The sequence below is a fragment of the Allobosea robiniae genome, assembly GCF_900102525.1.
Lineage (GTDB): Bacteria > Pseudomonadota > Alphaproteobacteria > Rhizobiales > Beijerinckiaceae > Allobosea > Allobosea robiniae.
Window position 1 is genome coordinate 766,483 of record NZ_FNBZ01000001.1, and the last position, 24,451, is coordinate 790,933.

21 protein-coding genes are annotated in these 24,451 nt (G+C 66.9%); 9 read left to right on the plus strand and 12 right to left on the minus strand.

The window, feature by feature from the left end:
- Positions 1-28 precede the first annotated feature (28 nt).
- Positions 29-796 carry an SOS response-associated peptidase gene (locus BLQ70_RS03480; protein WP_091855813.1) on the plus strand — a complete coding sequence of 256 codons (768 nt, stop codon included), beginning with the start codon at positions 29-31 and terminating at the stop codon, positions 794-796.
- 53 nt (positions 797-849) lie between these two features.
- Entirely contained in the window at positions 850-2,445 is a 1,596-nt protein-coding gene (locus BLQ70_RS03485) for a gamma-glutamyltransferase family protein (RefSeq protein ID WP_091855814.1), read from the plus strand.
- Positions 2,446-2,552: 107 nt separating this feature from the next.
- On the opposite strand, the gene BLQ70_RS03490 is transcribed toward BLQ70_RS03485, so the two are convergent.
- The gene (locus BLQ70_RS03490; RefSeq protein ID WP_091855815.1) at positions 2,553-3,962 is read right to left on the minus strand and encodes an FAD-binding oxidoreductase; all 1,410 of its coding nucleotides are present in this window, start codon (positions 3,960-3,962) and stop codon (positions 2,553-2,555) included.
- A gap of 14 nt (positions 3,963-3,976) precedes the next feature.
- Positions 3,977-5,215: a class I SAM-dependent RNA methyltransferase gene (locus BLQ70_RS03495; protein WP_091856161.1), complete on the minus strand. Its 1,239-nt coding sequence runs from the start codon at positions 5,213-5,215 to the stop codon at positions 3,977-3,979.
- Between the two features lie 141 nt (positions 5,216-5,356).
- Here BLQ70_RS03495 and BLQ70_RS03500 point away from each other — a divergent pair, with 141 nt between their 5' ends.
- Positions 5,357-6,421: a cysteine synthase A gene (locus tag BLQ70_RS03500; RefSeq protein ID WP_091855816.1), complete on the plus strand. Its 1,065-nt coding sequence runs from the start codon at positions 5,357-5,359 to the stop codon at positions 6,419-6,421.
- A gap of 28 nt (positions 6,422-6,449) precedes the next feature.
- Here BLQ70_RS03500 and BLQ70_RS03505 read toward each other — a convergent pair whose 3' ends face one another.
- Positions 6,450-7,817: a dicarboxylate/amino acid:cation symporter gene (locus BLQ70_RS03505; RefSeq protein ID WP_091855817.1), complete on the minus strand. Its 1,368-nt coding sequence runs from the start codon at positions 7,815-7,817 to the stop codon at positions 6,450-6,452.
- 289 nt (positions 7,818-8,106) lie between these two features.
- Here BLQ70_RS03505 and BLQ70_RS03510 point away from each other — a divergent pair, with 289 nt between their 5' ends.
- A complete protein-coding gene (locus BLQ70_RS03510) occupies positions 8,107-9,165 on the plus strand; it encodes a magnesium and cobalt transport protein CorA (RefSeq protein ID WP_091855818.1) in 1,059 nt (352 codons plus the stop codon).
- On the opposite strand, the gene BLQ70_RS03515 is transcribed toward BLQ70_RS03510, so the two are convergent.
- The 4 genes from BLQ70_RS03515 to BLQ70_RS03530 form a co-directional block, all read right to left on the minus strand.
- Positions 9,166-10,944 carry an SLC13 family permease gene (locus tag BLQ70_RS03515; protein WP_091855819.1) on the minus strand — a complete coding sequence of 593 codons (1,779 nt, stop codon included), beginning with the start codon at positions 10,942-10,944 and terminating at the stop codon, positions 9,166-9,168. It abuts the gene before it with no gap.
- Positions 10,945-10,977: 33 nt separating this feature from the next.
- Positions 10,978-11,967, minus strand: coding sequence for a magnesium transporter CorA family protein (locus tag BLQ70_RS03520; RefSeq protein ID WP_061964667.1), 990 nt, complete (start codon positions 11,965-11,967; stop codon positions 10,978-10,980).
- A gap of 102 nt (positions 11,968-12,069) precedes the next feature.
- Positions 12,070-12,930, minus strand: coding sequence for an SDR family oxidoreductase (locus tag BLQ70_RS03525; protein WP_091855820.1), 861 nt, complete (start codon positions 12,928-12,930; stop codon positions 12,070-12,072).
- The gene (locus BLQ70_RS03530; RefSeq protein WP_091856162.1) at positions 12,914-13,786 is read right to left on the minus strand and encodes an SDR family NAD(P)-dependent oxidoreductase; all 873 of its coding nucleotides are present in this window, start codon (positions 13,784-13,786) and stop codon (positions 12,914-12,916) included. Before BLQ70_RS03530 ends, BLQ70_RS03525 begins: the two co-directional genes overlap by 17 nt.
- A gap of 89 nt (positions 13,787-13,875) precedes the next feature.
- Here BLQ70_RS03530 and BLQ70_RS03535 point away from each other — a divergent pair, with 89 nt between their 5' ends.
- Entirely contained in the window at positions 13,876-14,670 is a 795-nt protein-coding gene (locus BLQ70_RS03535; protein ID WP_091855821.1) for a class I SAM-dependent methyltransferase, read from the plus strand.
- 17 nt (positions 14,671-14,687) lie between these two features.
- Here BLQ70_RS03535 and BLQ70_RS03540 read toward each other — a convergent pair whose 3' ends face one another.
- Positions 14,688-16,463: an acyl-CoA dehydrogenase family protein gene (locus BLQ70_RS03540; RefSeq protein WP_091855822.1), complete on the minus strand. Its 1,776-nt coding sequence runs from the start codon at positions 16,461-16,463 to the stop codon at positions 14,688-14,690.
- Between the two features lie 187 nt (positions 16,464-16,650).
- Between BLQ70_RS03540 and BLQ70_RS03545 the strand changes: the two genes are divergently transcribed.
- Positions 16,651-17,619: an L-threonylcarbamoyladenylate synthase gene (locus BLQ70_RS03545; RefSeq protein WP_091855823.1), complete on the plus strand. Its 969-nt coding sequence runs from the start codon at positions 16,651-16,653 to the stop codon at positions 17,617-17,619.
- An 84-nt stretch (positions 17,620-17,703) separates the two neighbouring features.
- The gene (locus BLQ70_RS03550) at positions 17,704-18,603 is read left to right on the plus strand and encodes a LysR family transcriptional regulator (RefSeq protein WP_061964675.1); all 900 of its coding nucleotides are present in this window, start codon (positions 17,704-17,706) and stop codon (positions 18,601-18,603) included.
- Positions 18,604-18,606: 3 nt separating this feature from the next.
- Here BLQ70_RS03550 and acuI read toward each other — a convergent pair whose 3' ends face one another.
- A complete protein-coding gene (gene acuI, locus BLQ70_RS03555; protein WP_091856163.1) occupies positions 18,607-19,593 on the minus strand; it encodes an acrylyl-CoA reductase (NADPH) in 987 nt (328 codons plus the stop codon).
- A gap of 97 nt (positions 19,594-19,690) precedes the next feature.
- A complete protein-coding gene (locus tag BLQ70_RS03560) occupies positions 19,691-20,923 on the minus strand; it encodes an MFS transporter (protein ID WP_091855824.1) in 1,233 nt (410 codons plus the stop codon).
- Positions 20,924-21,253: 330 nt separating this feature from the next.
- Here BLQ70_RS03560 and BLQ70_RS03565 point away from each other — a divergent pair, with 330 nt between their 5' ends.
- Positions 21,254-22,459: a cell wall hydrolase gene (locus BLQ70_RS03565; protein WP_170843295.1), complete on the plus strand. Its 1,206-nt coding sequence runs from the start codon at positions 21,254-21,256 to the stop codon at positions 22,457-22,459.
- 591 nt (positions 22,460-23,050) lie between these two features.
- On the plus strand, positions 23,051-23,644 hold the full coding sequence (locus tag BLQ70_RS03570) for a hypothetical protein (protein ID WP_091855826.1): 594 nt from the start codon (positions 23,051-23,053) through the stop codon (positions 23,642-23,644).
- A 232-nt stretch (positions 23,645-23,876) separates the two neighbouring features.
- Here the strand turns inward: BLQ70_RS03570 and BLQ70_RS03575 are convergent, their stop codons facing one another.
- On the minus strand, positions 23,877-24,143 hold the full coding sequence (locus BLQ70_RS03575) for a hypothetical protein (RefSeq protein WP_091855827.1): 267 nt from the start codon (positions 24,141-24,143) through the stop codon (positions 23,877-23,879).
- 4 nt (positions 24,144-24,147) lie between these two features.
- Complete coding sequence (infA, locus tag BLQ70_RS03580; RefSeq protein WP_061964687.1) at positions 24,148-24,417, minus strand: translation initiation factor IF-1; 270 nt, start codon at positions 24,415-24,417, stop codon at positions 24,148-24,150.
- Positions 24,418-24,451: the final 34 nt, after the last annotated feature.

The following is a 24,451-nucleotide window of genomic DNA, read 5'->3' on the forward strand; positions in this document are numbered from 1 at the left end:
AACGCTCGTCTCGACGTAAACAGCGGGCATGTGCGGACGCTATGCGATCACCCTGCCCCCCGAGGCGATGCGCGAGACCTTCGGCTATCGCGAGCAGCCGAACTTCCCGCCGCGCTACAACATCGCGCCGACGCAGCCCGTGCCGATCGTCCGGCTGCATGACGGAGCACGGCAATTCCTGCTGATGCGCTGGGGCTTCATTCCCGGCTGGGTCAAGGACCCCAAGGATTTCCCGCTCGTCATCAATATCCGGATGGAGAGCGCCGCCGAGAAGCCCTCCTTCCGCAACGCCCTGACGCGGCGGCGCTGCCTGCTGCCGGCCGATGCCTTCTACGAATGGCGGCGCAGCGGCACCGGCAAGCAGGCCCGCAGCGAGGCCTTCCTGTTCCGCAAGCCGGATCGCGGCCTCTTCGCCTTCGCCGGGCTGTGGGAGACCTGGCATTCGCCGGATGGGTCCGAGATAGACACGGTCGCGATGATGACGGGACCTGCCAACGGCACGATGGCTCCAATCCATCATCGCAGCCCGATCATCCTCGATCCCCGCGATCACGACGCCTGGCTCGATCCGCAGGCGACACAGGAGCAGACCGGGCGCCTGCTGAAGCCGCCGCCCGACGATCTGCTCGAGGCCGTCGCCATCGGCAATGCCGTCAACAAGGTCGCCAATGACGCGGCCGAGATCCAGTTGCCGCTGGCCGAGCTTCCGCAAGAGGAGGTTCCCGACGAACCGAAGCGCCATGCGCGCAAAGCGACCCGGCCTCCCGCAGATGACGGGCAAGGCAGCCTGTTCTAGCGCCGGATTCGTGCTCTGATCGTCGCCAGAAGACGACGAGGAGGAGATTGAAGATGCACGGCCGCCGCCCCACGATGACCTCTCGCCACGGCATGGTTGCCGCGGCCCATCCCTTGGCGGCACAGGCCGGCGCAAAATTGCTGGCGCAGGGCGGCAACGCCTTCGACGCCGCTGCCGCCACCGCCGCTGCTCTGAACGTGGTCGAGCCCTTCATGTCGGGGCTTGCGGGCATGGGCCTCTCGACGATGTGGGTCGCGGCCGAGAAGCGGGTGCGCGTGCTCGATTTCGTGCCGCCGATTCCGGCGAGCTTCCCCGCCGACCGCTTCAGCAAGCGCACCGATCTGGAGCGCGGCGCGCTCGCCATCGCCTCGCCGGGCAATCTCGCCGGCTGGTGCGAGCTGGTGAAGACCTATGGCCGCAAATCGCTGGCCGAGGTCTTCGCACCCGCGATCGCGCTGGCGCGGGACGGCTTCGCGCTGGCCGAGTTCGGCGCGGCGGAGTTCGAGGAGAACGACCCGCTGCTGGAAAAGATTCCCGCGCTCTATCCGGCCTGGTCGAAGAACTACCAGCCCAACGGCGCGATGCATCTCGGCTCCGTGCTCGTGCAATCCGATCTGGCGAAGACATTGAGCGAGATCGCGGAGAAGGGGCCGGACCATTTCTATCGCGGCGCGCTCGGCGAGAAGGTCATCGCCCATCTCCAGGCGCTCGGCGGCTCGCTGACCATGGCTGATCTCGCCGCAGTGAAGATGGTCTGGCGCGAGCCGATGGCCGTGAGCTTCAAGGGGCTGTCGGTGCATGTGCCGCCGCCGCCCTGCGAAGGCTTCCAGTTCCTGCTGACGCTCAAGCTGCTCGACGGGGTCGATCTCGCGTCCAAGCCGAGGGACGGGGCGGATCATCTCGACCTCGTCTATCGCGCGATCCGCCTCGCCGCAGGCGAGCGCATCGCCCATAACAATCCTTCACCGGAGAAGCTCGCCGAGATCATGTCGGAGGCCTCGGTCGCGCGTTTGCGCCAGCGCCTGACCGACGGCAAGCCGGTGACCGGGCCAACCGAACAATGGGTGCCGCAGGATAAGGAAGACCCGGCGCACACGACCTCGCTCTCGGTCGCCGACAGCGAGGGCAATCTGATCTGCATCACGCAGAGCCTTGGCAGCCCCTTCGGCAGCGGCGTGGTCGTGCCCGGCACGGGGCTATGCTTCAACAACTTCCTGTACTGGGCCGATGTCCAGCCCGGCAGCCCGAACCGCTCCAAGCCCGGCGACGAACTGCCGATGTGCATGTCGCCCTCGCTCTCGACCCGTGACGGCAAGCCGGTGCTCGCGCTCGGCACGCCCGGCAGCTACGGCATCATGCAGACGCAGGCGCAGGCCATGGTCCAGCATCTCGTCTACGGCCTGCCGCTGCAGGAGGCGATCGAGGCGCCAAGGGCACGTCTCTGGGACGGGCGGCTCGTCGAGATCGAGAACCGGATCACGCCGGAGACGATCGCCGAGCTGGTCAGGCGCGGGCACGAGGCACGCGCCTTCGATGTCGGCTGGACGATGCGCTGCGGCGGCATGCAGGCGGTAGCGGTCAATCCGGCGACGGGCGTGTTCACCGGCGCCGCCGATCCGCGCCGCGATGGCTATGTCGCGACGCCGTAGTCGAGAGCCGTCATGCTCGGGCTTGACCCGAGCATCTCGGAAACGAGTGCCTTCTCGTCATGAGATTCTCGGGTCGAAGCTTCGCTTCGCCCGAGAATGACGGTGCCCTACGCCTGAAGCACGGCTCCGGGATTCAGAATCCCCTTCGGATCGAGCGTCTTCTTCAGCGTCCGCATCAGATCGAGCTCGACCGGGTCCTTCACGCCCGGCAGCAGGTCGCGCTTCAGGCGGCCGATGCCGTGCTCGGCCGAGATCGAGCCATGCAATTCGGCGACGATGGCGTGGACCGCCTCGTTCATCTCGCTCCAGCGGGCGAGGAAGCCGGCCTTGTCCGCGCCGACCGGTTGGCTGACGTTGAAATGGATGTTGCCGTCGCCGAGATGGCCGAAGGGCACCGGCCGGCAGCCCGGCACCATCGCCTCCACCGTGGCGATGGCGCGTGCCAGAAACTCGGGCGTCGCGTGGATCGGCACGGAGACGTCGTGCTTGATCGAGCCACCCTCATAGGTCTGCACCTCGGAGAGCATCTCGCGCAGCTTCCAGAAATCGGCGCGCTGGGTCAGCGAACCCGCCAAAGCCGCATCGGTGACGATGCCCTTCTCCAGCGCTTCGCCAAGGAAGGTCTCCACATGCTCGTCGAGCCCCGTGGCCTGCTGGGCCGAGACCTCCATCAGCACATACCAGGGCGACGGCTCGGAGAGTGGATCGCGCGTGCCGGACGCATGGCGCAGAACGAAATCCATGCCGATGCGCGGCATCAGTTCGAAGGTGGTGAGCGTGCCACCGGCGCCAGCCTTGGCGGCGTTCAGCAGCTCCAGTGCAGCCGCCGGATCGGGCACCGCGAGGAAGGCGGTGGCGCGCGCAGCCGGCGCAGGGAAGAGCTTGAGCACCGCCGCGGTGATGATGCCGAGCGTGCCTTCGGCGCCGATGAAGAGGTTCTTCAGGTCGTAGCCGGTGTTGTCCTTGCGGAGCTGGCGCAGCCCATTCCAGATGCGCCCGTCCGGCAGCACGACCTCCAGCCCCATGCAGAGTTCGCGGGCATTGCCATAGGCCAGCACGGCGGTGCCCCCGGCATTGGTCGAGAGATTGCCGCCGATGGTGCAGGACCCTTCCGAGGCGAGCGAGAGCGGGAACAGCCGGCCGGCCGCCTCGGCCGCATCCTGCGCGCGCTTCAGGGTGACGCCGGCCTCGACGATCATCGTATCGCCATCGGTGTCGACGGCCCTGACCTTGTCGAGCCGCTGCAGCGAGAGAATGACTTCCTTGCCCTCGGAGATCGGGATCTGGCCGCCGACGAGGCCGGTATTGCCGCCCTGCGGCACCAGCACCGTGCCGGTCTCGGCCGCGAGCTTCACCAGCTCCGCGACCTCGGCGGTCGAGCCGGGGCGGACGATGCCTTGCGCCTTGCCGCGGAAGAGATCGCGCCATTCCTTGAGATAGGGCACCATCGCGTCGGCATCGGTGATGACGTTCTTCGCGCCGACGATGCCGGCCATGCGATCGAGAATTGCGCTCATCCTGAAGCCCTGCCCTAGCCCTTCCTGCCTCGCCGGAACACGCCGACGAGCTCGACATGAGCGGAATAGCGGAACTGGTCGACCGGCGTCACGGCCTCCAGCGCATAGCCGCCCGCAACGAGGGTCGCGGCGTCGCGCGCGAAGCTCGCCGCATCGCAGGAGACGTAGATCACGTCCTTGACCTTGGACGCCGCCAAGCGCTTGGCCTGCGCCTCCGCGCCGGCCCGCGGCGGATCGAGCACGACGGCGTCGAAGCCGTTGAGCTCATGCTCCAGCAGCGGGCGGCGGAAGAGATCGCGCGTCTCGGTCGCGATCGGCTTCAGGCCTTGCGTCGCCCCTGCACCCTTGGCCAGCGCCAGCATCGCCGCCTTGTCGCTTTCGATGGCGAGCACCTGCATCTTCTCCGCGATGCGGAAGCTGAACGGGCCACAGCCGGCGAAGAGATCGGCCGCGCGCTTGCCCTTGGGCAGAGCCGCCATGACGAGCCCGGCGAGCGTCTCCTCGCCTGTCGCCGTCGCTTGCAGGAAGCCGCCCGGTGCGGGGGCCACAACTGCCTTGCCCATGCGCTGCAAGGGCGGGCGGCGCTCGACGACGATCTCGCCATGGTTGGAGAGCCTGGCAAGGTCGAGCCGTTCGGCGAGCTGCGTCAGGGCGAGCCTGAGCTTGTCACCGAGCGGGCCGTGGCCACGGATATCGACATCGAGCCCGGCTTCCGAGGTGGTGACCTGGATATCGAGCGGCTTGTTGGCACCGCCCATGCGGTTCGCCAGCATCAGGGCGACGGCAGGCGCGCGATCGAGCCCCGAGGCCAGCACCGGGCAGGCTTCGACCGAAATCAGGTCATGGCTGCGCGCCGCCATGAAGCCGACGACCATGGTCTCGCCCTGCCGGCGAGCATGGAAGGTGACGCGGCGACGGCCAGCGCCATGGGCATCGACGAGGTCGCCGACCGGCGCCTCGATGCCGGCGCGGCTGAGGGCGGTGACGACCTGCTGGCGCTTCCATTCGCGATAGAGGCCGGGCGCCATGTGCTGGGCGGCGCAGCCGCCGCAGCGGGTGAAGAGCGGGCAGATCGCAGCGATGCGGGATTCGGACGGCGCGATGATCTCGACGAGCTGGCCGCGCTCGCCATCGACCACGGCACGCACGGTCTCGCCCGGCAATGCATAGGGAATAAAGATGCTGCCGGAGGCGGCCTGCACGATGCCATCGCCGCGCTGGCCGAGGCGATCGACGGTCAGGATTTCATTCATGGCGAGCTTCGGAGAAGAATTTTCTCCGACCTGCGGCTTGGCGACTGACATTGTTCCGAACTCGGGGCGCAGAGCCCGCTCACTGATGACCTAAGCAAGGCTTTCGCCTATCAGGTCAGGGACGAATTGGGAAATCCGGCCATGACCATCCGCGCAAGCAGCGCCATTAAAGACGGCGTCATCGAAGCCATCGGCAACACCCCGCTCATCAAGCTCGAGCGCGCCTCGGCGGAAACCGGCTGCACCATCCTCGGCAAGGCCGAGTTCATGAATCCCGGCCAGTCGGTGAAGGACCGCGCCGCGCTCGCGATCATCCGCGACGCCGAGGCGAGGGGACAATTGAAGCCCGGCGGCGTCATCGTCGAGGGCACGGCCGGCAATACCGGCATCGGCATCGCGCTCGTCGGCAACGCGCTGGGCTATCGCTCGGTCATCGTCATCCCGGAGACGCAGTCGCAGGAAAAGAAGGACATGCTGCGGCTGGCCGGCGCGACGCTGGTCGAGGTGCCGGCGGCGCCTTACGCCAATCCGAACAACTACGTGAAGGTCTCGGGCCGCCTCGCCGAGGCACTGGCGAAGACCGAGCCGAACGGAGCAGTCTGGGCCAACCAGTTCGACAATGTCGCGAACCGGCAGGGCCATATCGACACGACCGGCCCGGAAATCTGGGAGCAGACGGCGGGCAAGGTCGACGGCTTCATCTGTGCGGTCGGCTCGGGCGGAACGCTCGCCGGCGTCGGCATCGCGCTGAAGGTGCGCAATCCAATGGTGACGATCGGGCTCGCCGATCCGATGGGCGCGGCGCTCTATTCCTACTACACGGCGGGCGTGCTCAAGGCCGAAGGCTCCTCGATCACAGAGGGCATCGGCCAGGGGCGGATCACCGCCAATCTTGTGGACGCGCCCGTCGATATCGCCTTCCAGGTCCCGGATGCGGAAGCGGTACAGATCGTCTTCGACCTGCTGGAGCATGAGGGGCTCTGCCTCGGCGGCTCGTCCGGCATCAATGTCGCGGGGGCCATCCGGCTCGCGAAGCAGATGGGACCGGGTCATACCATCGTGACGGTGCTCTGCGACTACGGCACGCGCTACCAGTCGAAGCTGTTCAACCCGGAGTTCCTGCGTTCGAAGAACCTGCCGGTTCCCGGCTGGCTGGAGCGTGACGGCTCGGCGCTGAAGCAGGTCGTCAGCAAGGTCATGGCCTGAGGCGGCAGCCGCCCCAGGCCATTCGAGATCACGCCGCGCGCGGCGTCGCGTCGATCGCCTCGATATCGCCGGCTCGGTCGTACTGCGCCTGATCGAGCAAGCCCTGACGCTTCGCGACCAGCGTCGGCACGAGTGCCTGGCCGGCGACGTTCACCGCCGTGCGGCCCATGTCGAGGATCGGGTCGATGGCGAGCAGCAGGCCGACGCCGGCGAGCGGCAGGCCGAGCGTCGAGAGCGTCAGCGTCAGCATCACCGTCGCGCCGGTGAGGCCGGCCGTCGCGGCCGAGCCGATCACCGAGACGAAGGCGATCAGCACATATTCCTGGATGCCGAGCGGCACGCCGTAGAACTGCGCCACGAAGATCGCGGAGATCGCCGGGTAGATCGCGGCGCAGCCGTCCATCTTGGTTGTCGCACCGAGCGGCACGGCGAAGGCGGCGTATTCGCGGGGCACGCCGAGGCTCTTCTCGGTCACGGCCTCGGTCACCGGCAAGGTGCCGATCGAGGAACGCGAGACGAAGGCGAGCTGGATCGCCGGCCAGGCGCCCGCGAAGAAGCGCGCCGGCGACAGGCCGTGCAGCACCAGCAGCGCGGGATAGACGAGGAGCAGCACGATCGCGAGGCCGAGATAGATCGCGAAGGCGTACCAGGAGAGCTGCTCCAGCGTCTGCCAGCCATATTGCGCGACGGCATTGCCGAGCAGGCCGATGGTGCCGATCGGCGTCAAACGGATCACCCACCACAGGACCTTGCGGACGATCGCCAGAAAGGACTCGTTCAGCGCGAGGAAGCTGTTGGCGCGCTCGCCGACCTTCAGCGCGGCGACGCCAACGACGATCGAGATCACCAGCAATTGCAGCACGTTGAAGCCGAGACGGGTGGTCGCGCCGCTACCCTCGACGCGCGTCGTCGCCTGCAGGCCGAACATGTTGGCGGGCACGAGGCCTTTGAGGAAATCGAGCCAGGAGCCGACATTGCCCGGCGCCTTGGCGCTGGCGGCTGCGACGCCGGCGTTGATGCCGGGCTGGATCAGGAGACCGAGCGCGATGCCGATCAGCACGGCGATGAAGGCCGTGATCGCGAACCAGAGCAACGTCTGCCAGACCAAAGCGGCGGCGTTCGAGAGCTGGCGGAGGTTGCTGATCGAGGCGACGATGGCGGTGAAGATCAGGGGCGGCACCAGCGCCTGCAGGAGCTGCACGAAGATCGAGCCGGTGGTCGAAAGCGTGACGGTGAGCCAGTTCGGCTGGCCCGGCGCGACCGGGCCCATGTTGCGGGCGACCCAGCCGAGCACGAGGCCGATCACCATGGCCGCCAGGACCTGGAAGCCGAAGCTGGAGTAGAACGGTTTCGAACCGGCTCCGGCTGTGCCGGTCCGGGGAATTGCGGTTGTCATGACAGGATCTCTTCTGGCTCGGCCCCTGGCCGTAGATGAATGTTCCTATACACCTCCGGAACCAGCCTCCGCAAAAGCGGATATTTTTGTTTTTTGACCACCGTGCGATAAAAATATTCTCTTTCGCTACCCATCCCAAGCAGAAGGCCGGCTGCCGCGCGAATGATGTTCTCGTCAGGACCAAAACTGCCGCGCAGCAGCGCTCTCGCTTGTCGGAAAAGTGATTTCCACGGAGATCGAACAGTTCTAGCCTGCACTCCGATGATCCAGCGATCGGCGAGGTGGTCGCATGTCAGTCTCGGAAGTCCGGTTTACCTCCTCCGCCACGCTGGAAACGGCGCCTGCGGCTGTTCCGCTCGAGCAGGATCACCAGCCGCAGGACGGCGTCATCGCGTCGGGCGTCTATGTCCATGGCGTGCGCGTCGCCGACATCCCCGTCACCGAAGCCGGCGAATGGGCGCGCAAGGATGACCATGTCGTCTGGATCGGCTTGCTCGAACCGGAACCTGCACTGCTGCGCTGCGTGCAGCAGCAGTTCAACCTGCACCCGCTCGCGGTCGAGGACGCCACCAATGCGCATCAGCGGCCCAAGCTGGAGCAATATGGCGACGCGCTCTTCGTGGTCGCCCGCACGGCACAGTTGACCGACGGGCGCATCGCCTTCGGCGAGACGCATATCTTCGTCGGCCGCGGCTATATCGTCAGCGTCCGGCACGGCGCCTCGACCTCGTACAAGTCGGTCAGGCAGCATTGGGAGACCTGCCCGACCTCGCTGGCGAAGGGCGAGGATTTCATCCTCTATGCGATCCTCGATTTCATCGTCGACAACTACATGCCGGTGCTGGAAGCGATCCATGACGAGGTCGAGGAGATCGAGGACAAGGTCCTGGCCAAGCCGATGGCGCGCTCCGATATCGAGCGGCTCTACATGCTGCGCCGCGACCTGTTGCGCCTGCGCAATGCGGTGGCGCCGCTGGTCGATGTCTGCCAGCGCCTGATGAACGGCACCGTCCCGCAGGTCCGGCCGACGCTCGCGCCGATGTTCCGCGACGTGACCGACCATGTCCGCACCGTGCAGGAGAAGATCGACAGCCTGCGCGAAGTGCTGGCCTTCGCCTTCGAGGCGAGCCTGCTGGTCGGGCAGAGCCAGGAAAGCCTGATCACCAAGCGCCTGGCCTCCTGGGCCGCGATCCTGGCGGTGCCGACCGCGTTGGCCGGCATCTACGGCATGAACTTCAAGAACATGCCGGAACTGGAGATGCAGTACGGCTATTTCGCGGTCATCGGCGTGATCGTGTGCACCTGCTCGATCCTGTACTGGCGTTTCAAGCAGAACGGATGGCTTTAGCTAGCGCAGCGGCCAGACCAGCAGGATCATCGGCACGGCGAGCAGGATGACCAGCAGCGAGAGCGGTGCGCCCAGCCTGGCATAGTCGCTGAAACGATAGCCGCCCGGCCCCATTACCAGCGTGTTGCACTGGTGCCCGATGGGCGTGAGAAAGTCACAGGCCGCGCCGATTGCGACGGCCATCAGGAAGGCATCGGGATTGTAGCCGAGGTTTTTCGCGAAACCGGCGCCAATCGGCGCCATGACCAGCACCGTCGCGGCATTGTTGAGGAACGGCGTCACCGCCATCGCCGCCACCAGGATCAGCGCGACGGATGCCCAGCCGGGCAATCCGCCGCCGATCATCGCCAGCCACGAGGCGAAGAGATCGGTGGCCCCGGTCGTCCGCAGAGAGTCGGAGACCGGGATCAGCGCGGCCAGCATCAGCAGGATCGGCGCATCGATGCTGTGATAGGCCTCGCGCAGGGGCACGCAACGGCAGGCGATCAGGAGCACGGCGGCTGCGAAGAAGACGAGCGGCACCGGAGCCAGCCCCGCGGCCAGCGCGATGATGGCCGTCAGCACGATCGTCACGGTCAGGACGACGCGGCGCGTCGAGCCCAGCGGCACCAGCCGGTCGGCGAGCGGCAGCAGGCTGAGCTCAGACAGCTTCTCCGGCAGCAGCTTTTCGTCGCCCTGGATCACGACGATGTCGCCGGCCCGCAGGCGGATATCGCGCAGCCGCTGGCTGAAGCGCTCGCCCGAGCGGCTGATCGCGATCATGTTGACGCCGAAGCGGCTGTGCAATGCGATGTCGCCGGCCGACTGGCCGATCAGCGTCGAATCCGGGCCGATGATGGCTTCGGCGATGCGGTCGGGGTCGAGCGCATCCTCCTTTTGCGTCGGCCGGTCCTTGCCGGTGAGATCGAGCCCGCCTTCGGCGACGACCCGCTCCAGCACGGCGGCGTCGCCGCGCAACAGCAGGATGTCGCCAGTCTTCAACGAAGCATCCGGAAGAGGCGCCTGGACGCGGCGCTCGTTGCGCAGGATCGAGACGATCTCGATGGCCTCGCCGCCGATCGCCTTGAGATCGGCAACCGTCTTGCCGGCGAGCGGAGATTTCTCGCGGAGCTTGGCCTCGGTCAGATAGTCCTTGATGTCGATCGCCTGGTCGAGCGAGACGGCGCCGCGACGGTCGCGCGGCAGCAGGCGGTAGCCGACGCTGAGGAAGAGGCAGCCCGCCAGCGCCACCACGATGCCTACGGGTGCGAAATCGAACATGCGGAACGGCTCGCCGCCGAGTTCCTGCCGGACGCGCGCGACGATGACGTTGGGCGAGGTGCCGACCAGCGTGACGATGCCGCCGAGCAGCGAGGCGAAGGCCATGGGCATCAGGAAGACCGAGGGCGATTTCCCGCTCTTGCGTGCGAGCTGATAGGCGATCGGCAGCATCATCGCGAGCGCGCCGATATTCTTGATGATCGCCGACATCACCGCGACGACGAAAACGAGCAGAGGCACCTGCAGCTGCGTCGAGGTCAGGCCCGTGCCCAGCTTCGAGAACAGCCGCTCGATGATGCGTGAGCGCGCGACCGCAGCGCTCAGCACAAGCGCGCTGCCGACGATGATGACGATGTCGTCGGAAAAGCCCTTGAAGGCATCGGCCGCCGGCACCAGCCCGAGCGCGACGGCGACGAGCAGCGCCAGCATCGCGACGATGTCGTAACGCAGCCGTCCCCATAGAAACGCCGCCATCATGCCGGCGACGACAAGAACGGAGAGAATCTGCGGCTGGGTCATCCGGTCTTCAACGTGTCGCGCACGCTTCTCATCTCACAGCCACTTCTTCCAGCGGAAGAACAGATAGGGCAGCACCGCGAACAGGATCATCAGTCCGATCGCCAGCGGATAACCCCACTGCCATTCCAACTCCGGCATCGTCTTGAAGTTCATGCCGTAGATCGAGGCGATCAGCGTCGGCGGCATCAGCGCGACGGAGACGACGGAGAAGAGCTTGATGATCTTGTTCTGCTCGATCGAGACGAGGCCGAGCGTGGCGTCCATCATGAATTGCAGCTTGTTCGACAGGAAGGCGGCGTGCTCCTCGATCGCCTGCACATCGCGGACCGCGGAACGCCATTCGGCCGAGAAGCCGGTCTGCGCCTTTTTCGGGCGCGTGTAGTTGGCCGAAAGGAAGAGCAGCACCCGCTCGACCGAGACCATGCTCTCGCGGACGTTGGAGATGATGTGCTCGTACTGGCCGATCTTCTGGATCACGAGCTGATAGACACCGCCGCGCTCGACATCCTGGCCGCGCCCGGCGAAGACGCGGCGCGAGGCGATGTCGATCTTGTCGCCGACACCGCGCAGCACCTCGGCGGCGCGGTCGACGATGGCCTCGATCAGCCCGTCCAGCACCGCTTCCGGCTGCTGGCCGCAGCCGCCGGGCTTGGTCGCGCGGTTGAGGAAGATGGTGAAGGCGCCCGGCTCGTCATAGCGCACGGTCACCAGCGCCTTGTCGGTCAGGATGAAGGTGACGTCCGCCAGCACCGGCACGATGGTGTCTGACTGGCAGATCACCCGTGCCGTCATGTAGCGCGCGCCGTTCTCGGTATAGATGATCTCGGACGGCTCGAGGTCGTGCATTTCCTCGCGCGTCGGAATCGAGATGCCGAGATGCCGCTCGACCCGCTTGTCTTCCTCGGGCGTCGGATTGAGCAGATCGATCCAGACGATATCGTCGGGAAACGCACCCTCCGTACCGAGCGTGCCAGGGCGGAGCTTGTCGCGCGAATCGGGGCATGTGCCGTGGATCGTCAGCATGGGCGCGAATCTCGCTGCACGGTCGGGATGGAAACCGGCAGGAACTCCGATATGGGGCGCGTGTCAAACCGATGACGGCCCGGATCGGAGCACTGCGTGCTGTCAAACCCCGCCCTTCACGCCCTGCGGCGGCAGGCTGTCGGCCGGCACGAAGAAATCCGGCATCAGCGGCACCGACGGATCGACGCGATAGGGCGTGAAGTCGGTGACGCCCTCGCCGGCCATGAAGCTGTCGTCGATCAGGAAGTTGCCGGAGAACTCGCGGGACGGTTTCGAGAAGATCATATGGGCGGCGTCGGCAAGGATTTCCGGCGTGCGGCTCGCCTGGACCATCTTGTCGCCGCCGAGCAGGTTCTGGACGGCCGCGGTCGCGATGGTCGTGCGTGGCCAGAGTGCGTTGACCGCAATGCCCTTGCGCGCCAGCTCGCCGGCAAGCCCCAGCACGCACAGGCTCATGCCGTATTTGGCGATGGAATAAGCCAGATGCGGCGCGAACCACTGCGTCTTCATGTCGAGCGGCGGCGAAAGCATCAGGATATGCGGATTCTCCGCCTTCTCCAGATGCGGAATGGCGTATTTGGAGACCATGAAGGTGCCGCGCGTATTGATCTGGTTCATCAGATCGTAGCGCTTCATGTCGGTCATCTCGGTATTGGTCAGCGAAATCGCGCTGGCGTTGTTCACGACGATGTCGATGCCGCCGAAGGTCTGGGCGGTCTTCGCGATGGCCTCGGCCACGCTCTGCTCGTCGCGGACATCGACCATCAGCGGGAGGCACTTGCCGCCGGCCGCCTCGATCTCGGCGGCCGAGGTGTAGATCGTGCCCGGAAGCTTGGGATGCGGCTCGGCGGTCTTAGCGGCAATGGTGACGTTGGCGCCGTCCTTCGCTGCCCTGAGCGCGATGGCGAGACCGATGCCGCGCGAGCCGCCGGTGATGAAAAGCGTCTTACCCTTGAGCGACATCCCCGCCTCCCTGTTCGTTGCTGATGACGTAACGGGCCGGCTGCGAACCGTCCCGGTCGGTAAAGCCATAGGCGCGCGCGAGATCGGCCACATGCAGCATCCGGCCGGCATGGCGTGCGACGTCGGGATCACCAGCCAATGCCGCGACGGCACGGCCGGCATAAAGCGGCGTCTCGGTGGTCTCGGCGCCGAGACCCGCATCGCGGACGCGCTCGGTCAGAACATGGCCCGGCGACAGGCCGAGCGCGGTGACGCCGAAGGGCTTCAGCTCTTCAGCCATCGCGAAGCTCAAGCGGTTCATCGCCGCCTTGGCGAGGTCATAGAAGACATCGCCAAGATAGCCCCCGGCCATGTCGAAGCTCAGCGTGACGATGAGCCCTGAGCGCGCCTGCACCATGGCCGGCGCCACCGCTCGCGCCAGCAAAAGCTGGGCATAGACGCCGCTTTCGAAGCTCTCGCCCAGCCTTGCGACGGGACGGCGCCAGAACGGCGTGCCGAAGCCGGAGCCATCGGGATAGCGCTCGCCATCATAGCCTTCATTGCCGCCCCAGACCGCATCGACGACGCAGTCGAGCCGGCCGAAACGGCGTAACGACCAGGCCACGAGCCCGTCGACCTCGCGCTCGCTGGTATGGTCGCAGCGATACGGATAGCCCTTGCCGCCGGCCGCCTCGACCTCGCGGGCGGCATCCTCGAAGGTCTCCAGGCGCTGGTCGGTGCGGGGACCCGCCTCGCTGGAGCGGCCTGTGACGATGACGGTTGCGCCGGCATCGCCCAAAGCCTTGGCGACGCCGCGTCCGAGCCCGCGCGAGGCGCCCGCGACGAGGCAGATGCGGCCGGAGAGCGATGGTTGCATGGGGGTCATGAGCATTCCCGGCGAATCGCCGCTGGCCAGAGCCGGCCCCCTGCTCTATAGCCCCGCTCCCCTCGCAACGGAGCCGCACCATGGACAGCACCGATGTCGCCGCCTGCTGGGAGGCCAATGCCGAGACCTGGACCCGGCATGCGCGGGCCGGCTACGACCTTTATCGCGACGCGCTGAACACGCCGGTCTTCCTGGCGAACCTGCCGGATATCACGGGACTGAACGGTCTCGATATCGGCTGCGGCGAGGGCTCGAACACGCGCAAGCTGGCCGAAGCCGGCGGGAGAATGGTTGCCGTCGACATCGCCCCGACCTTCATCCGCCATGCGCAGGAGGCGGAAGCCGCAGCGCCGCTCGGCATCGACTACCGGTTCGGAGACGGCACCGCCCTGCCCTTCCCGGACGCCAAGTTCGACTTCGCGACAGCCTTCATGTCGATGATGGACATGCCGCGGCAGGACAAGGCGCTGGCGGAAGCGGCGCGCGTGCTGAAGCCCGGCGGTTTTTTGCAGTTTTCTATCCTGCATCCCTGCTTTGCGCCGCCCTATCGCAAGGTTCTGCGCGACGATGCCGGCCAAATCCGTGCGATCGAGGTCGGCCGCTATTTCGACGGCATCGACGGCGAGATCGAGACCTGGCGCTTCGGCGCCGCGCCAGCCGAGGTCAAGGCCAGCGTCGTGCCCTTCCGCGTGCCGCGCTTCCACCGCACGCTGAGCGAATGGGTGGCGATGATCGTCGTGGCCGGGCTCACGATCGAGCACATGGCCGAGCCGCATGTCGACGCCGAGACGGCGCGGGCCATCCCCTATCTCGCCGATACGCATATCGTCCCGCTGTTCCTGCATATTCGCGCCCGCAAGGGCGCGGCCGCCTGAACGGGGCGCCGCTGCTTTCACGCGGCGAAGACCGCAGCCGCATCGGCGATGGCGCCGGCACCTTCCGTGACCGCGAGTTCCAAGGCCGGAGCCTCGGTCGCGATGCATTCGGCATAGAAGCGGGCGGTGGCGAGATCGGCAGTGCCGTCGGCTTCCGAACGGGTGGCGAGCGCCTTCTTCGCGAGACCCGTGCCGCCCTGCGCCAGCGCGAAGAGCTTGAGATAGGGGGTGGCACCCGCCAGCGCGTCGGCCGGCTTGCCGCCGAGTGCGCCGAGCATCCACTCGGTCGCGCGCTCCAGCGCATCGACAGCCGCGCCAAGCCGGGCGGCAGCATGGCCGAAGCCCGGCGTGTTGGCACGCTCGACTTCCATGACGATGCCGCGCATCTCGTTGATCAGAGCATGCACCGCATCGCCCTGCGACAGCGGCAGCTTGCGGGTGACGAGGTCGATTGCCTGGATGCCGTTGGTGCCTTCGTAGATCGCGGCGATGCGGGCGTCGCGCAGATGCTGGGCTGCGCCGGTTTCCTCGATGAACCCCATGCCTCCATGGACCTGCACGCCGGTCGAGGCGACATCGATGCCGATATCCGTCGCATAGGCCTTGGCGATCGGCGTCAGGATGGCGGCGCGTTCGGAAGCGGCCTTGCGCCTCGCCTCGTCGGTCTCGCGATGCGAGCGGTCGAGCGCCTCGGCGACCTGATAGGAAATGGCGCGGGCGCCTTGAGTCTTGGCGCGCATGTCCATCAGCATGCGGCGCACGTCCGGATGGACGATGATCGGGCTCATCGGCGCGCCCTTTGGAGCATCGAGCGCCGCGCCCTGCTTGCGCTCATGCGCGAAGGCGAGCGCCTGCTGATAGGCACGTTCCGCGATGGCAACGCCCTGCAGCGCGACGTTGAGGCGGGCGTTGTTCATCATCGTGAACATGCAGGCGAGGCCGCGGTTCTCTTCGCCGATCAGCCAGCCGATCGCCCCGTCCTTGTCGCCGAAGGCCATCGAGCAGGTCGGCGAGGCATGGATGCCGAGCTTGTGCTCGATGCCGGAGCAGCGCAGGTCGTTATGCGCGCCGAGCGAACCATCGGCATTGACCATGAATTTCGGCACGAGGAAGAGCGAGATGCCGCGCGTGCCGGGAGGGGCGTCGGGCAGGCGCGCCAGCACGAGATGGACGATGTTCTCGGTCAGGTCGTGCTCACCATAGGTGATGAAGATCTTCTGGCCGGTGATGCGGTAGGTGCCGTCACCGACGCGCTCGGCCTTGCTGCGCAGCGCGTTGAGGTCCGAGCCCGCCTGCGGCTCGGTCAGGTTCATCGTGCCCATCCATTCGCCGGAGACGAGCTTGGCGAGATAGGTCTCCTTGAGATGGTCCGAGCCATGGGCATGGATCGCCTCGATGGCACCGACGGTCAGCAGCGGGCCGAGCGCGAAGGCGAAGGCGGCGGAGTTCCACATCTCGATGCAGGCCGATTGCAGCAGCGTCGGCAATCCCTGCCCGCCATAGGCTTCCGGCGCCGGCAATGCGTTCCAGCCGGCCTCGGCCCAGGCCTTGTAGGCCTCCTTCCAGCCCGGCGGCGTGGTGACGGCGCCGTCCTTCAGCTTGGAGCCGTGGGCATCCCCCACGCGGTTCAGCGGTGCGATCACATCGGCGGCGAACTTCGCAGCCTCGTCGAGCACGGCCTCAGCGACCCCGCCTTCGAGCTCCGGCGCCAGCCCATCAGCGATCAGTCGATCAAGGCCCGCGACATGGCGCATGGTCGAGAGCATGTCCGAAACCGGGGCGCGATAGCTCATCTCTCTCTCCTCAAGGCCGGCATGAACCCGCAAGGGCAGCTGCAACCTGCATTTGCCATTGCCGCGATGGTAGCGAGGAACTATCGCCTAAGCCACGCGCAAGCGAGCGCGACCTTCGTCCGAAGGCCTGCTCGCCGATTAGTTTATATATAAACTATCTTCGGTCAATCTCGTCGTGAACCATCAGATGCTCGCCTCCCGCCCGACCAAGCTGCTCGCCGCCGATGCCTCCGGCATCGCCGATGCGGCGGCGCTGCTGCAGGCGGGCGGGCTCGTGGCGCTGCCGACGGAAACCGTCTACGGACTTGCGGCCGACGCGACCTCCGGCACCGCCGTCGCCGGCATCTACGCCGCCAAGGAGCGGCCGAGCTTCAACCCGCTGATCTCGCACCTGCCGAATCTCATGAGCGCGCGCCGGCAGGGCCTGTTCGATGCGAACGCGCTGGCGCTGGCGCAAGCCTTCTGGCCAGGGCCCTTGACGCTTGTCGTGCCGGCCTCGCCGGGCTGCACGGTGAGCGATCTGGCGCGGGCGGGACTTCCCTCCGTCGCCTTGCGCGTTCCGGCCCATCCGGTCGCACATGCAGTGCTGGAGGCGGCCGGGCGGCCGATCGCGGCGCCCTCCGCCAACCGCTCCGGCCGGATCAGCGCGACCAGCGCGGCCCATGTGATGGCCGATCTCGATGGACGCATCGACGCCGTCATCGATGCGGGCCCGACCGAGGTCGGCGTCGAATCGACCATCGTCGCCTGCCTCGACGGCGCGCCGCGGCTGCTGCGCCCCGGCGGGGTGCCGCGGGAGGCGATCGAGCATGTGATCGGCCGACCGCTCGTCATCGCGGGCGATGCCGGCCATGCGCCGATCTCGCCCGGCATGCTCGCCTCGCATTATGCGCCCGCGGCGCGCGTGAGGCTGGATGCCGACGCACCTCATGACGGCGAGGCCTGGCTCGGCTTCGGCCCCGGGGAGCGCGAATACCCTGCCTCGCTCAATCTGAGCCCCACCGCCGACCTCCGCGAAGCAGCCGCCCATCTCTTTGGATACATGCGCCAGCTCGATGAGATCGGGCGGAAGACCATCGCAGTCGCCCGCATTCCCGAGCATGGGCTCGGCGAGGCGATCAACGACCGTTTGCGGCGCGCCGCCGCGCCACGCTGAGCCCCGCTCTCCGGGATTTGAATTCCTCCAGCTTGCAACGATGCAAGATATCGGCTTGCGTGCCGACTGGAGGACGCCTTACCGATGAATGCCAAGCTTGCCTGGGACGATTTCCGACTGATCAAGGCCATTGCCGATCATGACGGGCTGACCGGGGCGGCAGCGGCGCTCTCCGTCAACCATTCCACCGTGTTCCGGCGGCTCGGGCAAATCGAGGAACTGGTAGGACTGCCGCTCTTCGAGCGGCGCAAGACCGGCTATGTCGCGACGGTCGCCGGCGCAGAGATGGCGGCGCTGGCCAGCCGCATGGACGAGGATGTCACCGCCTTCGCCCGGCGCCTCGCCGGGCGCGACGTCGCTCCATCCGGCGAATTGCGGATCACGACAACGGACACGCTCTACCAGAACGTGCTGCTGCCGATCTTCGCGGCGTTTCGCCGGGCGCACCCGCTGATCCGGCTCGATGTCGTCATCGGCAACCAGGCGCTCAACCTGTCGAAACGCGACGCCGATATCGCGATCCGCGCCAGCGACACGCCGGGCGAGACATTGGTCGGCCGGCGTATCGCCACCATCGCCTGGGCGATCTATGGCCGCGCGCAGGACGGCATCACGACGGAGGAGGAGGCGAGCCCGGCGCTGCTCTACCAGCGCGACTGGGTCGCGCTCGGCGACCAGCTCTCGCATGTGAAGGCGGCACGCTTCGTGCGCGAGCATGTCGCGCCGGAACGGATCGCGCTGAAGAGCTCGGCCGTTCTCGGCATCGCGGAAGCGGTCGCGCAGGGGCTCGGCATCGGGCCTTTACCCTGCTTCATCGCCGACCAGCGGCCGGACCTGATCCGGCTCCTGCCGCCCAATCCGGATTTCGCCACCGGCTTATGGGTGCTGACCCATCCCGATATCCGGCATGTGCCGCGCGTGCGCGCCTTCATGGATTTCTGCAGCAACGAGCTCGCACGGCAGCGCGCGCTGTTCGAGGGGTAGGCCTCAGCCGATCTCGACGACCACCCGGCCCTTGACCTTGCCCTCGACGATGGCCTTGCCGGTCTCGATCACGGCGTCCAGCGGAATCGTCGTCGTGATCAGGCCGAGCTTGTCGCGGTCGAGATCGCTGGCGAGGCGCGCCCACGCCTCGATCCGGCGCGGCTTCGGACACATCACCGAATCGACGCCGAGCAGGGCGACGCCGCGCAGGATGAAGGGTGCGACCGAGGCCGGCAGGTCCATGCCCTGGGCGAGGCCGCAGGCGGCGATGGCGCCGCCATATTTCGTCATGGCGAGCAGGTTCGCGAGGGTGTGCGAGCCGACGGCATCGACGCCGGCAATCCAGCGCTCCTTGCCGAGCGGACGGCCCGGCGCGGAAAGCTCGTTGCGGTCGATGACCTCGGCGGCGCCGAGGCTCTTCAGGTAATCGGCTTCCTCGGCCCGCCCGGTCGAGGCGATGACATGCCAGCCGGCCTTGGCCAGCAGCGCGATCGCGACCGACCCGACGCCGCCGGCCGCGCCGGTGACGACGACGGGACCGTCGGCGGGCTTGAGGCCGTGCCGCTCGAGCGAGAGCACACAGAGCATCGCGGTATAGCCGGCAGTACCGATCGCCATCGCCTCGGCGGGCGTCAGCCCTGCCGGCAGCGGCACCAGCCAGTCGCCCTTGACCCGGCTCTTCTGGGCGTAGGCGCCGAGATGAGTTTCGCCGGTGCCCCAGCCATTGAGCACGACGAGGTCGCCCGGCTTGAAATCCGGATGGTCGGACGCTTCGACCCGGCCGGCGAAGTCGATGCCGGGGATCATCGGCCAGCGACGCACCACCGGGGCCTTGCCGGTGATGGCGAGGCCATCCTTGTAGTTCACCGTCGAATGGGTGACGCGGACGGTGACGTCGCCCTCCATCAGGTCGCTCTCGGCGAAATCGGTGAAGGCGAGATTGGTCCCCGTCTCGCCCTTGGTCGCCACGAGAGCCTTGAACGTCGTCATCACCATCTCCGAAATGCACAAACACGAACGCCGACAAGGTTGCAGCGGCGTGGCGCCACCGCAACCCCATCGGCCGTGTGTAGGTCAGTCTTCCCGATCAGGCCGGCTGCGCTTCCGGCCTGTTCACCGGCTTCTCGACGATCGGCAGGTTGATCAGGGCCGAGGCGACACCGAGCGCAACCGAGAGCCACCAGACGAACTGGTAATTGCCCATCGATTCGTAGAGCACGCCGCCGAGCCAGACACCGAGGAACCCGCCAACCTGGTGCGAGAAGAAGGCGAAGCCATAAAGCATCGCCATGTATTTCGTGCCGAACATCAGCATGACCAGCGAGGAGGTCGGCGGCACGGTCGAGAGCCAGAACAGGCCGATCACGACGCCGAAGGTGATCGCCGTCGTCGGACTGGGAGGCAGCAGGATGAAGGCGGCGATCGCCACCGCCCGGCCGAGATAGATCCAGGCGAGGAGATGGCGCTTCGGCATCCGTGTCGAAAGCCAGCCCGAGGAGAGCGAGCCGACGGCATTGGCGAGGCCGATCACGGCCAAGGTCCAGCCGCCGACCCAGGCCGGCAGGCCGGCATCCTTGAGATAGGCCGGCATGTGCACGGTGATGAAGGCGAGCTGGAAGCCGCAGGTGAAGAAGCCGAGCACGAGCAGCACGTAGCTGCGATGCTTGAAGGCCTCGCCCAGCGCCTGAACGATGGTCTGGTTGGGCAGATTGGCCGCGGCGGCACCGGCCGCAGCGCCGGTCTTGCGCGTCGCCATGACGATCGAGATCGGCAGGATCGGCAGCAGCGTGAAGGCGAAGACGACGAGCGCCTGCTGCCAGCCCAGCGTGTCGATCAGGATGTTGCCGATCGGCGGGAACAGGAACTGGCCGAAGGAGCCGGCGGCCGTGCCGGCGCCGAAGGCCATCGGCCGCCATTGTTCCGGCAGGAGCTTGCCGAAGGCAGCGAGCACGAGGTTGAACGAACAGGCCGAGAGGCCGAAACCGATCAGCACGCCGGCGCCGAGATGGAGCTGCAGCGGCGTCGTCGCATAGGCCATCATGACGAGACCGCCGGCATAGAGCAGCGCGCCGACGCAGAGCACGCGCACCGTGCCGTAACGGTCCGCGATCGCCCCGGCGAAGGGAGCTCCGAGGCCCCAGAGCAGGTTCTGGATCGCCAGTGCCAGGCTGAACGTATCGCGGCCCCAGTTGAACTGGACCGTCATCGGAATCTGGAACAGGCCGGCGCTGGCCCGCGGGCCGAAGGTGATCAGGGCGATCAGGCAGCCGGCCGCGACGATGATCTCCGGAGCATAGCTGCGCGCTGGAGTGGGCGTCATGGATGTCTCCGAAGCATCAAATGTGTGCCTACACGTTAGCGCCCTGCCCGCACGGCAACCAGCGCGATTTCGTGAAATCTCGCATCACGGCGACAGATGAAAGACAAGAGGCGCAGCGGCCGTTAACCGGCGCTCAACCTTACCGAGGCGATAACGGAATCCAACGAAGGCGCGCGGGTTCGGCTGCGCTTTTCGTTCCGTGCGATCGGGACGGGTTTTGTCGCTTTGAGTCATTGGCGTGTCCACAGGCATGGGCGGAATGCGCGCCCCCTCGGCATCAGATGGGCCGCGAGCACCGTCGCGCCCTGGGCCCTGTCCGTCGGCATGCTCGTGTCCTTCACCGCCTCCGCCGGCCAGAATTTCGGGCCCAACGGCCTACCGTCGAGCGCCATTGCCCGGGTCGCGCCCGGCCCCGTCTCGGAACTGGCCGAGGGTCCGTCCATGCTGGTCGCCGCCAGCGCTTTCCGGCTACCGGGCCTCGCCCTGACCTCGGCCGTCACGCAGGCGAAACTCTCCTTCGAAGATCCGGAGCGCCGCATCGTCGTCGACCCGCGCGCGCCGCGCGAGGACATGAAGCGCTCCGCCGCGGCGACCTTTCCCGAGGTCGACCGCACCGCCAAGGGCGACATGCTGCCGAGCCTGCGGCCGGGCCTCACCGAACATCCTTCCGTCGAGCTGGAGCGCGTGGTCTTCGGCGAGACCCAGCCGAAGCTGATTTCGGGCGGATTCTCGATCGATGCGATGCGCGCGGCCGAAGCCATCGACGGGCCGCAGATCGGCTTCGAGCTCGACGCCAATGACGAGGGATTGACCGATCCGGCCCTGTCGGATTCCTCGCCGGTATCGCCATTGAAGCCGAAGATCCATTCGGCGCGGCAGGCCGAGCTGCATCTGGAAAGCATCGACGGTTCCTCGCCCCTGGTGCCAGCGGCAAGCCAGGTCTCGTCGTCGACGCCGCTCGTCGGCTCCGTCATGGGCACGCTCACGCCGCCGGCTCTGCCCGCTCACTCCGCACCCCAGCAGCAGCGCGCACGCATCGCGCTCGCCTCGGCGCCGGCCGGTCGCGACCTGCGGCTGGCCGAGCCCGGCGTGAAGCAGGACTATACCCAGTTGATCGCGCCGGAGAGCATGGCGAAGGAGCAGCGCTGCCTCGCGGAAGCCGTCTATTTCGAGGCCCGCTCGGAATCGCTCCTCGGCCAGGCGGCCGTGGCGCAGGTCGTGCTGAACCGGGTCAAGAGCGGGCTCTATCCGAGCAGCGTCTGCGGGGTGGTCTACCAGAACAGCAACCGCTATCTCGCCTGCCAGTTCACCTTCACCTGCGAGGGCAAGTCGCTGCGCATCACCGAGCCTGCCTCCTGGCGCGATGCGGTCAGGATCGCGCGCGAGGTCTATGACGGCACGACCTACCTGCCGGATGTCGGGGCCTCGACTCACTACCACGCGAACTACGTGCGTCCGTACTGGGCGAAGAAGCTCAAGAAGATGGACACGATCGGCCAGCACGTCTTCTATCAGCTACGGCCGGGGCAGACCTGATCGCCCGAACCGCCGCTGCCGGCCATTGGTGGGCCCGGACCATCGCCTTCCCTGAAACGGTACGGCAGGCGATGAGCTATCCGAACAGGAAATGCCAGACGCCGTAACCGACCACACCGATCCAGGCGAGCGTCACGACCCCAGCCAGGCCGAGGCAGAGCGCGACGAACGCGTTGTCCTTGAGATCGTCCATGTGACCTTCCGGCAAAAGCGACGCAGCGACCTTTTCCCTCAACGAGCCAGCCCGAGGCCGCGGCATGCGTTTGGGCCATGCCTTTCGGGTGTCATAGCGGGACGATCACGGGCCCTGCATCCTTCGTTCGAAGGGCACGGGATCGAGCAGGCCGCAGGCCGCTTCGATCGCCGCCGTTAATATCGGGAGCGCTCCCAGCCGCCCCGTCGGCCGCCCTTCGGATCCCTAAAAATCGAGCGTTTACCTTTACTTGGACGCAATCTGCATGAATGCGCGGGCCGCGCCGAACTGGTTAATTTTACCTTGTTTTAGCGTTTACCTTGCGTTCATCACTTCGAGCGGGCTTCCTGTCCTCAACGAACGGCGCCTGGCGCCGAAACCGACAGGTCAGGTCCAACATGGTGCGCTCGCTTTCCTCAGGGTTCATCGCCGCTTCCAGCCTCGCGACGGCGCTTCTGCTCGGCGCCTCGGTCGCCCAGGCCGGTGGCGGCTGCCGCGGCTCCGCCTGCTACAACCTGGTTACCGCGCCGCCGGTCTATGGCTCGATCAACGAGACCTACCAGGTTCGCCCGGCACAGGTGCAGCGCCGCGTCGTCCCGGCCGAATACGAGACCGTGACCGACAATGTGATGATCGCTCCCGAGCGTCGCATCCCGCATCACCGCGCCGCCGTCTACGAGACCGTGACGGAGAAGGTGCTGATCTCGGCTGCCGGCCGCCGCTGGGAAGTGACCCGCGACGCCTATGGCAATACAGTCGGCTGCTGGGTCGATGTACCCGCCCGCTACGGCTACCAGAGCCGCCGCGTCGAGGTATCGCCGGCCACCATCGATTACGAGACGGTCCCCGCCGTCTATACGCAACGTCAGCGCCAGGTGATGGTGCGTCCGACCCAGGTCGTGCGGGAAGAGATCCCCGCCGTCTACGAGACGAGGCAGCGCCAGGTGATGGTCAGCCCCGGCTCGCAGTATTGGTCCCGCTCCCGCTACTGAGCGGATCGGGACAGAGTTTCACGCAGACCCTTTTTTACCACGGAACGACCACTTTCACCCCGGCCCTCGCGCCGGGGTTTTTTCTTGGGCAGTTTTGCGGGGAAGGGGCCGACATTCTCGGGCGGAGCGAAGCGCAGACCCGAGAATCTCTTGCAGGATCGGGGGCCTTTTGGCCAGAGATGCTCGGGTGAAGCCCGAGCATGACGCAAGGAACGCCTCGCGCCCTGCCCGCTCAGGCGAACTTGCCGCCGAGCAGGACGACGCAGACGCCGACGACGAAGGCAAGGAAGCGGGCGGGCATGCCGACCAGCGTTCCGGGCGAACGGCCCGTTGCATAGCCGACGAGCAACTCGACGAAGCCCAGCCCGAGCAGCACGATGGCGAAGGGCGGCAAGGCTCCGTCGGGTGCAACGAAGCCGGCCTTGACCCCATAGGCGACCACGGCGCCGAGGGCAGCGCCCAGCGCGACGAACAGCAGCTCGTTTCGCGACGGGCGCATGGTGTCAGCGCCGGCGGAAGTTCTGGCGCGGCGGGCCGCCCGGAGCGGGACCAGCCGTCTTCTGACGGAAATTGATGCGGCCGCGATCGAGGTCATAAGGCGACATCTCGACGATGACGCGGTCACCCGCGATGGTGCGGATGCGGTTCTTCTTCATCTTGCCGGCTGCATAGGCCAGGATGATGTGCTCGTTATCGAGCTTCACCCGATAGTTGCCGTCCGGAAGCACCTCGACCACGGTGCCGTCGAATTCAAGCAGTTCTTCTTTCGCCATCTGTCGTCCTTCGTGAGCCCTAGGGCGCGTGGGC

Coding starts and splice junctions, on each gene's coding strand:
- BLQ70_RS03490 (WP_091855815.1), bottom strand. CDS start 3,962: ATGAGCGCAATTCTCGATCGCATGGCCGGCATCGTCGGCGCGAAGAAC.
- BLQ70_RS03485 (WP_091855814.1), top strand. CDS start 850: ATGCACGGCCGCCGCCCCACGATGACCTCTCGCCACGGCATGGTTGCC.
- BLQ70_RS03530 (WP_091856162.1), bottom strand. CDS start 13,786: ATGCAACCATCGCTCTCCGGCCGCATCTGCCTCGTCGCGGGCGCCTCG.
- infA (WP_061964687.1), bottom strand. CDS start 24,417: ATGGCGAAAGAAGAACTGCTTGAATTCGACGGCACCGTGGTCGAGGTG.
- BLQ70_RS03505 (WP_091855817.1), bottom strand. CDS start 7,817: ATGACAACCGCAATTCCCCGGACCGGCACAGCCGGAGCCGGTTCGAAA.
- BLQ70_RS03495 (WP_091856161.1), bottom strand. CDS start 5,215: ATGAATGAAATCCTGACCGTCGATCGCCTCGGCCAGCGCGGCGATGGC.
- BLQ70_RS03560 (WP_091855824.1), bottom strand. CDS start 20,923: ATGACGCCCACTCCAGCGCGCAGCTATGCTCCGGAGATCATCGTCGCG.
- BLQ70_RS03575 (WP_091855827.1), bottom strand. CDS start 24,143: ATGCGCCCGTCGCGAAACGAGCTGCTGTTCGTCGCGCTGGGCGCTGCC.
- acuI (WP_091856163.1), bottom strand. CDS start 19,593: ATGACGACGTTCAAGGCTCTCGTGGCGACCAAGGGCGAGACGGGGACC.
- BLQ70_RS03515 (WP_091855819.1), bottom strand. CDS start 10,944: ATGACCCAGCCGCAGATTCTCTCCGTTCTTGTCGTCGCCGGCATGATG.
- BLQ70_RS03545 (WP_091855823.1), top strand. CDS start 16,651: ATGCTCGCCTCCCGCCCGACCAAGCTGCTCGCCGCCGATGCCTCCGGC.
- BLQ70_RS03540 (WP_091855822.1), bottom strand. CDS start 16,463: ATGAGCTATCGCGCCCCGGTTTCGGACATGCTCTCGACCATGCGCCAT.
- BLQ70_RS03550 (WP_061964675.1), top strand. CDS start 17,704: ATGAATGCCAAGCTTGCCTGGGACGATTTCCGACTGATCAAGGCCATT.
- BLQ70_RS03570 (WP_091855826.1), top strand. CDS start 23,051: ATGGTGCGCTCGCTTTCCTCAGGGTTCATCGCCGCTTCCAGCCTCGCG.
- BLQ70_RS03525 (WP_091855820.1), bottom strand. CDS start 12,930: ATGTCGCTCAAGGGTAAGACGCTTTTCATCACCGGCGGCTCGCGCGGC.
- BLQ70_RS03480 (WP_091855813.1), top strand. CDS start 29: ATGTGCGGACGCTATGCGATCACCCTGCCCCCCGAGGCGATGCGCGAG.
- BLQ70_RS03500 (WP_091855816.1), top strand. CDS start 5,357: ATGACCATCCGCGCAAGCAGCGCCATTAAAGACGGCGTCATCGAAGCC.
- BLQ70_RS03510 (WP_091855818.1), top strand. CDS start 8,107: ATGTCAGTCTCGGAAGTCCGGTTTACCTCCTCCGCCACGCTGGAAACG.
- BLQ70_RS03520 (WP_061964667.1), bottom strand. CDS start 11,967: ATGCTGACGATCCACGGCACATGCCCCGATTCGCGCGACAAGCTCCGC.
- BLQ70_RS03535 (WP_091855821.1), top strand. CDS start 13,876: ATGGACAGCACCGATGTCGCCGCCTGCTGGGAGGCCAATGCCGAGACC.